This window comes from Rathayibacter sp. AY1C1 (genome assembly GCF_002932105.1).
Classification (GTDB): domain Bacteria; phylum Actinomycetota; class Actinomycetes; order Actinomycetales; family Microbacteriaceae; genus Rathayibacter.
On record NZ_PSWH01000002.1, the window covers coordinates 14,030 to 26,845 of the forward strand.

Consider the following 12,816-nt stretch of genomic DNA (forward strand, 5'->3'; position numbering starts at 1 on the left):
CTCAGGGCGGGTGGTCGGTGTCCACGGCGCGGATCCCGGCGTCGGCCGCCGCGTCCAGGTCGGCTCGCGGGTGGTCGTCCGACTCCAGCAGGAGGACGGTGATGCCGCCGTACTGCTCGATCTCGAGCAGGCCCGCGACTCCGGAGGCGGCGAGCACGTGGCCGCCGATCCCGCCGGTGGTGTCGACGTCGTGCGTGTGCAGGCCGGCGACGCTGATCCCCTGGAACGGCTGCGGGCCGACGAAGCCCAGCAGCGTGCCCTCGACGCCGGTCAGCCGGACCTCGTGCTGGTCGCGCATCGCGTCCGCCAGGCGGCGGTAGGGCTCCGCCTGCGCGATCGGCCGGCGCAGGGTCGGCGTCTCCGTCCGCGCGCGCAGGCGGACGCCGACGAAGACGTCCGGACAGGGCACGAGCGAGCGCACCGCGGCCGGTCCGCCGAGCGGCGTGATCGGGAGCCGTCGCGGCGCACGGTCGGTGGTCCGTGCTTGCCTGGGGACCATGAACGAGTACCTCCCCTGGGCCGTCGCGGCCGCCCTGCTCCTGGCCCTTCTCATCACGGTCGTCGCCGGCCGCCGACGGCGCACTGCGGCGAGAGCGGCGGCGGAGCAGGCCGCGGAGGAGGCCTCGGAGGAGGCCTCGGAGGAGCACCAGCGCACGATCGCCGAGCGCGACCGGAGCCACGAGGCGGCGCTCAAGGCACTGACGCGCGCGCGCGACGCCGAGCGCGACCTCAGTCGGACCGAGCTCGAGACGGCGCAGGAGGAGGCCGAGCAGACCCGTGACGCGCTCGCCAAGACCTGGAGCAGCGAGGCCGTCTCGCACACCCTGATCCGGGAGGCGTGCGCCTCGGCGGGGCTGTCCGGCGTCCTCGCCACGAACGTCGTCTTCGTACCGGTCGACGCGCGCACGACGCGCCGCTTCCTCGCGCAGATCGACCATCTGCTGCTCACCCGGCACGGCGCGCTCATCATCGAGGCCAAGTACTGGCAGGGGGTCGTCTTCGACGGCGTGCGACCCGGTACCGTCCACCCCTCCTACGGCGTCCTCCTCGACGAGGATGCACTGCCCGAGGCCTTCGCGGTTCAGATCGCACCGGGGACGGTGTCGCGGTGGACGGTGCGCACGCATGTCGAGCAGCACGTCCCCGCCCGGCAGGTCCGGATCCAGGCCGCGAGGCTCAAGGAGCACCTGGCCCTGAACGGTCTGCCCACGCCGTGGTTCGAGACGGCCGTGCTCTACAGCCACCCCGACGTCAGGACGTACGCGCCCGGATGGCAGGGCACGGGAGCGGCACGGACGAGGATCCTGACGGGAGTCGACGAGCTGACGGACGCTCTGGCCGATCTCGCACGGCGCCCGGGCACCACGATCGGGGAGGACGCCTGGGGCGAGCTCTCCGGATTCCTCGCCGGATGCGGCGGCCATGTGGAGCCGGTCGGGCCGACCCGTGCGTGACCAGCAGGGGGACCCGGTGGCCGGACGGGCACGGTCCTGGCTGGCCTGACCGGCCTGAGCCGGACAGGACGGCGCCGGACAGGACGGCGCCGGACAGGACGACGTCAGACCCTGTAGCGCCGTGAACGACGAAGGTCCGCACTCCCGGAGGAGTGCGGACCTGTTCGGTGGATCCGAGGGGATTCGAACCCCTGACCCCCTGCATGCCATGCAGGTGCGCTACCAGCTGCGCCACGGACCCATGTTGTGTTCTGTCTTGCTTCGTACTGTCTTTCGCTGTCTCCGCCCGGCGGAAGCAACTCGAATAAACTACAACACGATTCGCGTGAAATGAAATCGAGCGCTGTCGCCGGGCGTGTTCGTCAGTTCGAGGACGTCGACGAGTCGACGGCGACGGGCTGCTCGAGGGTGAACGGCACCGTCGGGCAGTCCTTCCAGAGGCGCTCGAGCGAGTAGTACATGCGGTCCTCCTCGTGGAAGACGTGCACGACGAGGTCGCCGAAGTCGAGGAGGATCCAGCGGCCCTCCGCACGGCCCTCGCGGCGCAGCAGCTTGGCGCCGGAGTCGTTCAGGCGGTCCTCCACCTCGTTCGCGATCGCGACCACGTTGCGCTCGGAGCGGCCGGTGGCGAGGAGGAAGATGTCGACCAGCGGCAGCGGCCCCGAGACGTCGAGGGCGACGAGGTCCTCACCGCCCTTGGAGTCGGCGGCGGTGGCCGCGAGCTGGAGCAGGGCGCGGGCGGAATCGGTCGCAGTCATGAAGCCTTCAGTGTCGGTGGTGGAGATCAGAAGATGTTGAGCACGAAGCCGCCGATGAACAGCGCGATCGCGCCGACCAGCAGGACGGCCGCGGTGATCGCGAGGACCACCGGGACGCTCACGCCGGCGCGCTTCTGCGGCGCGATCATCGAGGTGCCGGCGGCGTGGGTGGAGACGGCGCTGGACGCCCGGACCGGCTCGGACTCGCCGACGGGCTGCTCGCGGTCGATGCGGTCGACGTAGCGGTCCACATCGGGCGAGTCGTAGAGGTTCGGGTGCTGGCCCGTGGAGCCGAGGCTGCGCGGGAGGTCGAACGAGCCGGTGACGAGGATCTCCCCCGTGTCCGTGCCGACTGTCGCGCCGGGGCCCGTGGTCGGCAGGATCAGCGCGTTGGTGGTGGTGACGGCACCGGTGGCGGCGACTCCGCTCGCGATGAGGGAGTCGAACGAGGCGTCCACCTCCTCCTTCGACTTGCTGTCGAGTTCCTCGGTGATGGCGAGGTGCTCGATCGGCGGCTCGAAGCTCCCGGTGATCTCGGTGGCCTTCTCGTCGGCGATGTCGAGGGATCCGCCCACCGACGCGAAGAGCGCGGTGTTCAGGTGCGGCTGCTCGGGCTGCTCGCCGGCCGTCGGCTGCTCGTCGTCCGCGTCCCGCTCGTCGGAGGCGTCCGCGGACGGCGTCTCGTCGTCGGAGGAGGAGCTCTCGATCTCGGCCTCGTGCACCTCGGCCGCGTCGGCGTCCGCGGTCGCATCGGTGGCGGACTCGTCCGCCTCCTCCTCGGACGCCTCGGGGGCGTCCTCGGTGACGACGTCCTCGTCGCCCTCCGGCTCCTGCTCCGCTGCGCCCTCGGGCACCGGCTCCGCATCACGGGACTCGTCGGCCGCCTCGATCACGGGGACCGCCCCGGTCGGCGGGAGCGCCGAGGCGCGCTCGAGGGCGCCCTCGACGTAGTCGGAGCGCTCGTCGTCGGACCGCTCCTCGTCGGCGGGCGGCTCCGCCTCCGGTGCGGCGGCGACCTTCTCCGCCTGCTGCTGCGCCAGCAGTGCGCGCAGCTCCCGACGGGTCAGCTGGCGGCCCGTGGCGTTCTCGGTGGCGACGATCTCCATCGAGGAGGTGCGCAGGTCGGGCTCGCTCGCGGGGCTCGGCTCGACGGGGGTGATCCGCAGGGCCTGGGTGGGGGTCAGCACCGGCATGTCGCCGGCGGTGGTGGCGGTCGCGGTGGCAGCTCGGCGGGACGTCGTCGGAACGGCGGCGGTCGTGGCCGCACCGGCCTCGCGCCTCTCGCGCTCGCGGATCTCGCGCCGGGTGAGCGGCTTCTCCTCGGGCTGAACTGTCATGACGTGCTCCGATACAGGTGGTGCTTCGAGATGTACTGGACGACACCGTCGGGAACCAGGTACCAGACCGGATGACCCCGGTTGACGCGGCTCCGACAGTCGGTCGAGGAGATCGCCAGTGCCGGAATCTCCAACAAGGATACGTCCTGGGCCGGCAATCCCGAAACGTTGAGGACGTGCCCCGGCCGGCTGACGGCGACGAAGTGGGCCAGCTCCCACAGCTCGTCGTAGTCCTTCCAGCTCAGGATCTGAGCGACCGCGTCCGCGCCGGTGATGAAGAACAGCTCGGCGTCGGGGTGCGCGGCGTGGATGTCGCGCAGGGTGTCGATCGTGTAGGTCGTGCCGATGCGGTCCACGTCGACTCGGCTGACGGTGAAGCGCGGGTTCGACGCCGTCGCGATCACCGTCATCAGGTACCGGTGCTCGGCGGAGGTCACCGTCTTCTTGTGCCACGGCTGGCCGGTGGGCACGAAGACGACCTCGTCCAGGTCGAACGACTGGGCCACCTCGGAGGCGGCGACCAGGTGACCGTGGTGGATCGGGTCGAAGGTGCCGCCCATCACGCCGATGCGCGGACGCCGCGGGCCTCCGCTCGCGGCGGACGTCACGATCGCTGGGCTCCCCGCCTAGTGTCCGTGACCGTGCTGGTCGTGGGAGCCGGCACCGGTCTTGTGCGAGTGGCGGTTCGCCACGTCCCGGTAGCTCCAGGTGACGAAGCCGAGGGCCGTGAAGGCGACGGCGGCGATCAGGCCGAAGACGATCGGGGGGAACGGCAGCTCCGTGTGGGCCGCTGCTTCGGCGAGGACGGTCGTCGCGAGGGACATGCAGTGCTCCTTGGAGGTCGTGGTCGCCCCGGCGGGGCTCCGACGAGTCTACCCGGACGCCGCTCGACGCCGGATCGCCGGTCCGGGCGCTAGGCGCGGACCTGTCCCGCGCCGCGCAGCAGCCACTTCGTGCTGGTCAGCTCGGGAAGGCCCATGGGACCCCGAGCGTGCAGCTTCTGCGTCGAGATGCCGACCTCGGCGCCGAACCCGAACTCCCCGCCGTCGGTGAAGCGGGTGGAGGCGTTGACCATCACGACCGCGGAGTCGACCTCGGCGAGGAAGCGCTCGGCGCTTCGGAGGTCGTTCGTCACGATCGACTCGGTGTGGTGGGTGGAGTACCGGTCGATGTGGGCCATCGCGGCCTCTAGGTCGTCGACGATCGCGACGGCGACGTCGAGCGAGTAGTACTCCGCGGACCAGTCCTCGTCGGTGGCGGGCACCGCGTCGGGCCAGAGCGCCGCGACGCGCTCGTCGCCGTGCACGGTCACTCCCGCTTCCGCGAGCCGGCCGAGCACGGGCGGGAGGAGGCGCTCGGCGGCGTCGCGGTGGACGAGGAGGGTCTCGAGGGCGTTGCAGGTGCTCGGACGCTGCACCTTGGCGTTGTGGACGATGTCCACGGCCCACTGCTCGTCGGCACTGGCGTCGAGGAAGACGTGGACGACGCCGGCGCCCGTCTCGATCACGGGGACCGTCGACTCCGTCACGACCGACTCGATGAGGCCGGCGCTCCCCCGCGGCACCAGGACGTCGACGTAGCCGCGCGCTCGCATGAGGGCCTTCGCGCCCTCGCGGCCGTGGTCGTCGACCGTCTGCACCAGCTCGGCGGGCAGGCCGACGGAGGCGACGGCCTCCTGCAGCAGCTCCACCAGGACGCGGTTCGTGTTCTCCGCGGCCGTGCCTCCACGCAGGATCACGGCGTTCCCGCTCTTGAGGGCGAGCGCCGCGATGTCGATGGTGACGTTCGGGCGCGCCTCGTAGATCGCTCCGACGACGCCGAACGGGACCCGCACCTGGGTGAGGGAGGCGCCGTTGGGCAGGTTCGATCCCCGCACCGTCTGCCCGACCGGATCGGTGAGCCCGACGACCGCGACGACGGCGTCGGCGAGGGACCCCAGGCGCGCCGCATCGAGGCGGAGGCGGTCCTGCAGGCCCGCGCTCATCCCGCTCTCGCGACCCCGCTGGAGGTCGAGCTCGTTCGCCGGGACGACGCGCGCGGCGCTCGAGCGCACCGCGTCGGCGATGGCGAGCAGAGCCCGGTTCTTGAGGTCGGTGGTCGCACTGCGGAGGGAGCGCGACGCGGCACGGGAAGCGGCGAACCGCTCGGTCAGCGCACTGCTGTCGGGGGTCGTCTGCGGCATCCGGCCAGTGTAGAGGCAGACGACCCCGGCGGCGGGAGTCAGCTCTCCTCGCCGGCCTCCGTGCCGTCGCCCTCGTCGGCGACGCGCCAGACGCCGCCCTGGCGCTCGCGCTCGAGCTCCGCGCGGGCCTCGGCCTTGGCGTCCATCCGCTCGAAGTAGTCCTCGCGACGCTCGTTGCGGGTCTTGCGCCGGTTGTCCTCGAGGCGGAGGTCCGTTCCGCGGGGCGCGGTGATGAGCTCGGCCGTCGAGGTGAGGGTCGGCTCCCAGTCGAAGACGACGCCGTCGCCGGGGCCGATGACGACGGTGGAGCCGGCGACCGCTCCAGCCGAGAACAGGCCGTTCTCGACTCCGAGCTTGGCCAGGCGGTCGGCGAGGAAGCCGACGGCCTCGTCGTTCGTGAAGTCGGTCTGCGCGACCCAGCGCACGGGCTTGGTGCCCAGGACCCGGTACACGTTGCCGTACGAGCCGCCCTCGACCCGGATCTCGAAGTCCTTCTCGTCCACGGCGCGGGGGCGGATGGTGATGCGCTCCACCCGCGGCACGGCGGCGAGCTCGAGGCGGTGCTTCTCGACGATCTCGGCGAGGGCGAACGTCAGCTGGCGGAGTCCCGAGTGGCTGACCGTCGAGATCTCGAACACGCGGTAGCCGCGGCCCTCGAGGTCGGCCCGGACGAAGTCGGCCAGTTCCTGGGCCTCGGGCACGTCGACCTTGTTGAGCGCGATCAGCTGCGGCCGCTCGATCAGCGGCACCTGTCCGTCGCCGACGGGGTACGCCGCCAGCTCCCCGAGGATGATGTCGAGGTCGGTCAGCGGGTCGCGGCCGGGCTCGAGCGTGGCGCAGTCGAGCACGTGGACGAGCGCGGTGCAGCGCTCGACGTGGCGGAGGAACTCCAGACCCAGGCCCTTGCCCTCGCTCGCGCCCTCGATGAGACCGGGCACGTCGGCGACGGTGAAGCGCGACTCCCCCGCCTGCACGACGCCGAGGTTGGGCGCGAGGGTCGTGAACGGGTAGTCCGCGATCTTCGGCTTGGCCGCCGAGATCGCCGCGACGAGGCTCGACTTGCCCGCCGAGGGGAATCCGACGAGCGCGACGTCCGCGACGGTCTTCAGCTCGAGGACGACGTCGCCCTCCCAGCCCGGCGTGCCGAGCAGCGCGAAGCCGGGCGCCTTGCGCTTCGTGGTGGCGAGCGAGGCGTTGCCGAGCCCGCCCTGCCCGCCCGGAGCGATGACGAACCGGAGGCCGGGCTCGTCCATGTCGATCAGCTGGTCGCCGTCCGGCGACTTGACGACCGTGCCGACCGGGACGGGGAGCTCCATGAGCTCGCCGTTCCCGCCCGCGCGGTGGTCGCCCATGCCGGGACCGCCGTTCTCGGAGCTGCGGTGCGGGTGGCGGTGGTAGGCGAGCAGCGTCGTCGTCTGCGGGTCGGCGACGAGGACGATGTCGCCCCCGTGCCCGCCGTTGCCGCCGTCGGGGCCGGCGAGCGGCTTGAACTTCTCGCGACGGACGGAGACGCAGCCGTTGCCGCCGTGGCCGGCACGCAGATGCAGCGTGACGTTGTCGACGAAGGTGACCATGGTGTGAATCCGTCCGTGAGTGCGTGCGGCGCCGGGATGCCGGCGCCGGGGGGCTGTGCCCCGGTAAACGCGCAAGGGGCGAGCCGAAGCCCGCCCCTTGCGTCCTGTGCCTGTGCGGCCGAGGAGGTCGACCCTACTGGGCGGCCGCCACGATGTTGACGACCTTGCGGCCGCCCTTGCTGCCGAACTCGACAGCGCCCGCCGAGAGGGCGAACAGGGTGTCGTCGCCACCGCGTCCGACGTTCGCGCCGGGGTGGAAGTGGGTGCCGCGCTGGCGGACGATGATCTCGCCCGCGTTCACGACCTGGCCGCCGAAGCGCTTGACGCCGAGACGCTGCGCGTTCGAGTCGCGACCGTTGCGAGTGGAGCTCGCGCCCTTCTTGTGTGCCATTTCTCATCTCCTCGAGACCGGGGGGCCGCAGCCCCGTGCTGTTGCCCTGCAGGGCGATGGCTCGCTCCGCAGGTCAGCTCAATTCCTTTGCAGGACTACTTGATGCCAGTGACCTTGACGCGCGTGAGGTCCTGACGGTGCCCCTGGCGCTTCTTGTAACCGGTCTTGTTCTTGAACTTCTGGATGATGATCTTCGGACCACGGAGGTCCTCGAGCACCTCGGCGGTGACGGTGACGCCCGCGAGGGTCGCCGCGTCCGAGGTGATCGACTCACCGTCGACGAGCAGCACGGCAGGAAGCTGCACGGTGCCGTTCTCGTCGGCCTTGACGCGGTCCATCGTCACGATGGTGCCGACCTCGACCTTCTCCTGCCGACCGCCGGCGCGCACAACTGCGTAAACCACTTCTCGTACCTGTTTCTCGTCTGGACGGAGCGGAGGCCTCGTCCGGGGCTTGTAGGGACGGGGCTGAGCCCCGGTCTTCCGGTTCGTACCCGTCTCCTCACGACACGAGGGAACCGGCACCGCGGCCCGCGCCCCGTGAGGGGCGGAGCGACAACGGAAATCTGCGTGAGCACATGGATCGCGCCACACCAACGGTCAAGAGTACGGGATCCGCGCTCCACGGTCAAACGCACACGACTGCGAAGCCGTGTCCACCCGACCGGCGACCCCGTCACGATAGTCGAGGAGGAGGCGCGTGGACGGACGGCGCGCCGCCTACGATCGGGGAATGGCCATCCTCGTCGACGCCGCGCGCTGGCCGGCGCACGGCCGGCTGTGGGCGCACCTCGTGAGCGACGTCTCGCTCGAGGAGCTCCACGACTTCGCGCGCCGTCTCGGCGTGCCCGAGCGCGGCTTCGACCTGGACCACTACGACGTGCCCGAGGAGCGGATCGACGAGCTCGTCGCCGCGGGCGCGGTCCCCGTCGGCGCGCGGGAGCTGGTCGAGCGGCTGAGGCGGAGCGGGCTCCGCGTCCGCGGGCGCGACCGGGACGCCGAGAGGGCCCGGCGCCGGCTCTCGCCGGGCACCGGGCCCTCCTGACACCGGGTCGCGCTACTGGTCGGCGCGGCGCGGGGTCTGCTCGGGGATGACCGCGACTCCGGTGAGCGCGGCCGTCGTGACGCGCCGGCTCTTCGCACGGCCCTGGCCGGGCTGCTTCGGGGCCGGCAGAGCGTCGAGCACGGAGTCGAGCAGGTGCTCGGCGACCTCGCTGCGGACGCGGCGCGGAGGCGTGACCGGCGCGATCGGGATGTCGAGGATCGGCGCGGCAGCGGCCGGCTCGATCTCCTTCTCGACCGGGGTCTCGACGGGAGCCGACTCGACGGCCGCCGTCTCGGCGGCCTCCTGGCGCGGCTCGCGGTCGCGGCTGCGACGACGGCGCTCGCCCCGGGCGGGACGCTCGCCGCGACGGCTCGGCTCGGACGGCTGCTCCTCGGGTGCCGTGGCGGACTCCTCCGGCGCCATGGCCTCGACGGTCTCGGCGGCGTCCTCGACCAGCGCGGCCGCCTCCTCCGCCGCCTGGCGCACGGCCTGGGGGTGGATGGTGCTGGCGGCGATCTGCGCGAGCGCGTTCTTCGCGTCGTCCGTGATGGCGTGGGTGCTGACCGGCTTGGTCGCCGGCGCGCCCTGCCCGTTCTGCCCGCCGTTCGAGCGCCCGGAGGCGGCGGGCTGCTGCTCGCCGCCCTTGCCTCGGCGGCGCTGCTCCTGCTGCGGAGCGGCGGTCGACCGGTGCTTGAGCACGGGGTCGTGGTGGACGATGACGCCGCGTCCGGCGCAGATCTCGCAGTTCTCGCTGAAGGTCTCGAGCAGGCCCAGGCCCAGCTTCTTGCGGGTCATCTGCACGAGGCCGAGCGAGGTGACCTCGGCGACCTGGTGCTTCGTCCGGTCGCGGCTCAGGCACTCGACCAGGCGGCGGAGCACGAGGTCGCGGTTGGACTCGAGCACCATGTCGATGAAGTCGACGACGATGATGCCGCCGATGTCGCGCAGGCGCAGCTGGCGGACGATCTCCTCGGCCGCCTCCAGGTTGTTCTTCGTGACCGTCTCCTCGAGGTTCCCGCCCGAGCCGACGAACTTGCCGGTGTTGACGTCGACCACCGTCATCGCCTCGGTGCGGTCGATCACGAGCGAGCCGCCGCTGGGCAGCCACACCTTGCGCTCCAGCGCCTTCTCGATCTGCTCCGTGATGCGGAACTCGTCGAACGCGTCCTTCTTACCCGTGTAGACCTCGACGCGCTCGAGCAGATCGGGTGCGACCTGGCTGAGGTAGAGCTCGATGGTCTCGCGGGCGTCGTCGCCGGCGATGACCATCTTCTCGAAGTCCTCGTTGAAGACGTCGCGGACGATCTTGATCAGCAGGTCCGGCTCGCTGTGCAGGAGAGCGGGAGCCTGCCCGGTCGCGGCCTTCGCGCTGAGAGCCGTCCACTGCGCGGTCAGGCGCTCGACGTCGACGGTCAGCTGCTCCTCCGTGGCGCCCTCGGCCGCGGTCCGGACGATGACGCCCACGTTCTCGGGCAGCACCTCCTTGAGGATCTTCTTCAGGCGGGCGCGCTCGGTGTCCGGGAGCTTCCGCGAGATGCCGTTCATCGAGCCGTTGGGCACGTAGACGAGGTAGCGGCCGGGGAGCGAGATCTGGCTCGTGAGACGGGCGCCCTTGTGGCCGACGGGGTCCTTCGTGACCTGGACGAGGACCCGGTCGCCGGGCTTGAGCGCGAGCTCGATCCGGCGGGGGCCGCCGGCGTTGTTCGCGGCGTCCCAGTCGACCTCGCCGGAGTAGAGCACGGCGTTGCGCCCGCGTCCGATGTCGACGAAGGCGGCCTCCATGCTCGGGAGGACGTTCTGCACGCGGCCGAGGTAGACGTTGCCGATGAGCGACGCCTCCTGCGAGCGGGCGACGTAGTGCTCGGCGAGGACGCCGTCCTCGAGCACGCCGATGCGGATGCTGTCCTCCTTCGAGCGGACGACCATGACGCGGTCGACGGCCTCCCGGCGGGCGAGGAACTCGGACTCGGTGACGACCGTGCGGCGCCGGCCGGCGTCGCGGCCGTCGCGGCGGCGCTGCTTCTTGGCCTCGAGGCGGGTCGAGCCCTTGATGCGCTGCGGCTCGGTGATGAGCTCGGGCTCGCGGGCCTCGCGCTGCTCGCGCGGCTGGCGGACCCGGACGACGGTGTTCTCGGGGTCGTCGGAGCCGGACCTCTCGCTCTCGCCGCTGCGGCGGCGCGAGCGGCGGCGGACGGAGCCCTGCTCCTCGGCCGGGCTCTCGCGCTCCTCCTGGACGCCCAGCGGCGCACCGCGGGGAGGCAGCGGAGCCAGCTCGACGTAGTCGGGCAGGACCGGCGCCTGGAACAGCAGCGACGGGCTCGGCAGTGCGGGCCGTCGCGGCTCCTCCTGCTCGGCGCCCGGGGTCTGCGGGAGGGCGTTGAAGAACACCGCGCCCGTCGACGTCGACGGCTCGGCCGCCTCCGCGGCGCTCCCGGTCTCGGGCAGCTCGGTGCCCTCGGCTCCGGTCTGGTCGGTCTCGTTGCTGTCGATGATCGTCTCCCCTGTCGCTGGCGCGCTCGACTCGGTCCGCCGGGTCGCCCGGCGGCCACCGAAGAGGCGGCTGATCTTCCTGGCCCCGCTGCGGGGCTCGTCGCGGTCCGGATCGGATCCGCTCGTACTGTTGTCTTCCACCATTCCTGGTGCACTCCTCGGCCGGGTCGTCCGCCGCGTCGTCTTCCCGGATGCTTCTCTCGTGCGAGGGGCCTCGGCCCGCCGCGAATCCTTCCGCTCCCCCGGTCCCGTCGCGCTCGTGGCGCGGGACTCCGGTTGCAGCTGCACTCTCGGAACTGACTATCCGACACGCGCTCCTCCGCGGTGCGACCTGCGGTCGACTCCCGGCGGAGCGGAGACCCGGCGCGTCCATTCGCGGAACGCTGTCGATCTCCTGTGGCCCGGTACTCGCCCGGTAAACCTTCTTCGCGTCGATGCGGGGTCCCCCGGACCGACGGCTCCGATTATCGCACGCATTCCCAGAGGCGCCGATCCGGCGCGTGCCATAATCCCCCGGTGTCCAGCGATCCCGGGGTGCGCGACGCCCCCACCCAGCAGCGCCCCGTCGTCTTCGCCGTCCTGCTGATCGTCCTCGGCGTGATCGGCTGGACCGCCGCCTTCGCCCTCACGAACGACAAGTTCGCCGCCCTCGAGAACCCCGATGCGGGCCTCGGCTGCGACTTCAGCCTGCTGGTGCAGTGCAGTGCGAACCTGAACTCGGCGCAGGGCGCGGTCTTCGGCTTCCCGAACCCTCTCATCGGCCTGGCGGCCTGGATCGCGCCGATCGTGGTGGGGCTGGGCCTGCTCGCAGGCGCCCGGTTCGACCGGTGGTTCTGGGCGGCCTTCAACGTCGGCTTCCTGCTCGCCCTGGTGTTCGTGGGCTGGCTCATCGCGACGAGCGTCTTCGCGCTCGGGACGCTCTGCCCCTGGTGCATGCTCACCTGGGCCGTCGTCATCCCGGGCTTCTGGCTGGTGACGCTCCGCAACCTCCGTGAGGGCGTGTTCCCCGTCCCCGCCGGGGTGCGCCGCTTCGCCGGTGCCGCCTACGGCTGGGTCCCGTTCATCACGCTGCTCTGCTACCTGCTGATCGCGGTGATCGCGCAGGTGAGGCTGAACGTGCTCGCCTACCTCTGACGGACGTCGTCAGAGGCAGGCGGCCGAGCGGCTCAGGCGAACCAGAGGCCGAGCTCGCGCGCGGCCGACTCCTCGGAGTCGGACCCGTGCACGAGGTTCTGCTGGACCTTGAGGCCCCAGTCGCGGCCGAGGTCGCCGCGGATGGTGCCGGGAGCGGCCGTGGTCGGGTCGGTGCTGCCGGCGAGGGCGCGGAAGCCCTCGATCACGCGGTCGCCCGCGATGCGCAGGGCGACGATCGGGCCGCTCTCCATGAATTCGACGAGCGGCTCGTAGAAGGGCTTGCCCTCGTGCTCGGCGTAGTGGGCGGCGAGCAGCTCGCGGTCGGCCTCGACGAGCTTCACGTCGACGAGGGAGTAGCCCTTCGCCTCGATGCGGCGGAGGATCTCGCCGGTGAGGTTGCGGGCGACGCCGTCGGGCTTGACGAGGACGAGGGTCTCCTGAGTGGCCATGGT

The 12,816-nt window shown here is 71.7% G+C and carries 14 protein-coding genes and 1 tRNA gene; 3 read left to right on the top strand and 12 right to left on the bottom strand.

From position 1 onward, the window contains the following. Position 1: 1 nt before the first annotated feature. On the bottom strand, positions 2 to 499 hold the full coding sequence (locus C5C71_RS01250; protein WP_181065618.1) for an acetolactate decarboxylase: 498 nt from the start codon (positions 497 to 499) through the stop codon (positions 2 to 4). On the opposite strand from C5C71_RS01250, the gene C5C71_RS01255 reads away from it, so the two are divergent. Further along, complete coding sequence (locus C5C71_RS01255; protein ID WP_146084385.1) at positions 498 to 1,454, top strand: nuclease-related domain-containing protein; 957 nt, start codon at positions 498 to 500, stop codon at positions 1,452 to 1,454. The genes C5C71_RS01250 and C5C71_RS01255 overlap by 2 nt on opposite strands. A 168-nt stretch (positions 1,455 to 1,622) precedes the next feature. On the opposite strand, the gene C5C71_RS01260 is transcribed toward C5C71_RS01255, so the two are convergent. The 9 genes from C5C71_RS01260 to rplU form a co-directional block, all read right to left on the bottom strand. Beyond that, positions 1,623 to 1,695, bottom strand: a tRNA-Ala gene (locus tag C5C71_RS01260). A 121-nt stretch (positions 1,696 to 1,816) separates the two neighbouring features. Beyond that, the gene (rsfS, locus tag C5C71_RS01265) at positions 1,817 to 2,212 is read right to left on the bottom strand and encodes a ribosome silencing factor (protein ID WP_104223676.1); all 396 of its coding nucleotides are present in this window, start codon (positions 2,210 to 2,212) and stop codon (positions 1,817 to 1,819) included. Between the two features lie 26 nt (positions 2,213 to 2,238). Beyond that, the gene (locus C5C71_RS01270; RefSeq protein ID WP_104250571.1) at positions 2,239 to 3,549 is read right to left on the bottom strand and encodes a hypothetical protein; all 1,311 of its coding nucleotides are present in this window, start codon (positions 3,547 to 3,549) and stop codon (positions 2,239 to 2,241) included. Further along, complete coding sequence (nadD, locus tag C5C71_RS01275; protein ID WP_104223678.1) at positions 3,546 to 4,157, bottom strand: nicotinate-nucleotide adenylyltransferase; 612 nt, start codon at positions 4,155 to 4,157, stop codon at positions 3,546 to 3,548. Before nadD ends, C5C71_RS01270 begins: the two co-directional genes overlap by 4 nt. Before the next feature lie 18 nt (positions 4,158 to 4,175). Then, positions 4,176 to 4,373 carry a hypothetical protein gene (locus C5C71_RS01280; protein WP_104223679.1) on the bottom strand — a complete coding sequence of 66 codons (198 nt, stop codon included), beginning with the start codon at positions 4,371 to 4,373 and terminating at the stop codon, positions 4,176 to 4,178. An 89-nt stretch (positions 4,374 to 4,462) separates the two neighbouring features. After that, positions 4,463 to 5,731 carry a glutamate-5-semialdehyde dehydrogenase gene (locus tag C5C71_RS01285; RefSeq protein ID WP_104336981.1) on the bottom strand — a complete coding sequence of 423 codons (1,269 nt, stop codon included), beginning with the start codon at positions 5,729 to 5,731 and terminating at the stop codon, positions 4,463 to 4,465. Between the two features lie 38 nt (positions 5,732 to 5,769). Beyond that, the gene (gene obgE / locus C5C71_RS01290; protein WP_104223681.1) at positions 5,770 to 7,305 is read right to left on the bottom strand and encodes a GTPase ObgE; all 1,536 of its coding nucleotides are present in this window, start codon (positions 7,303 to 7,305) and stop codon (positions 5,770 to 5,772) included. Between the two features lie 133 nt (positions 7,306 to 7,438). Further along, entirely contained in the window at positions 7,439 to 7,696 is a 258-nt protein-coding gene (gene rpmA, locus C5C71_RS01295; protein ID WP_068209107.1) for a 50S ribosomal protein L27, read from the bottom strand. Positions 7,697 to 7,791: 95 nt separating this feature from the next. Beyond that, the gene (gene rplU / locus C5C71_RS01300; protein WP_104223682.1) at positions 7,792 to 8,100 is read right to left on the bottom strand and encodes a 50S ribosomal protein L21; all 309 of its coding nucleotides are present in this window, start codon (positions 8,098 to 8,100) and stop codon (positions 7,792 to 7,794) included. A 328-nt stretch (positions 8,101 to 8,428) separates the two neighbouring features. On the opposite strand from rplU, the gene C5C71_RS01305 reads away from it, so the two are divergent. Next, complete coding sequence (locus C5C71_RS01305; RefSeq protein ID WP_104226718.1) at positions 8,429 to 8,740, top strand: DUF4031 domain-containing protein; 312 nt, start codon at positions 8,429 to 8,431, stop codon at positions 8,738 to 8,740. Between the two features lie 12 nt (positions 8,741 to 8,752). On the opposite strand, the gene C5C71_RS01310 is transcribed toward C5C71_RS01305, so the two are convergent. Beyond that, a complete protein-coding gene (locus C5C71_RS01310) occupies positions 8,753 to 11,374 on the bottom strand; it encodes an Rne/Rng family ribonuclease (RefSeq protein WP_104336982.1) in 2,622 nt (873 codons plus the stop codon). Positions 11,375 to 11,746: 372 nt separating this feature from the next. Between C5C71_RS01310 and C5C71_RS01315 the strand changes: the two genes are divergently transcribed. Then, a complete protein-coding gene (locus C5C71_RS01315) occupies positions 11,747 to 12,364 on the top strand; it encodes a vitamin K epoxide reductase family protein (protein ID WP_258062881.1) in 618 nt (205 codons plus the stop codon). Between the two features lie 32 nt (positions 12,365 to 12,396). Here the strand turns inward: C5C71_RS01315 and ndk are convergent, their stop codons facing one another. After that, complete coding sequence (ndk, locus tag C5C71_RS01320; protein WP_104336983.1) at positions 12,397 to 12,813, bottom strand: nucleoside-diphosphate kinase; 417 nt, start codon at positions 12,811 to 12,813, stop codon at positions 12,397 to 12,399. Between the last annotated feature and the right edge of the window lie 3 nt (positions 12,814 to 12,816).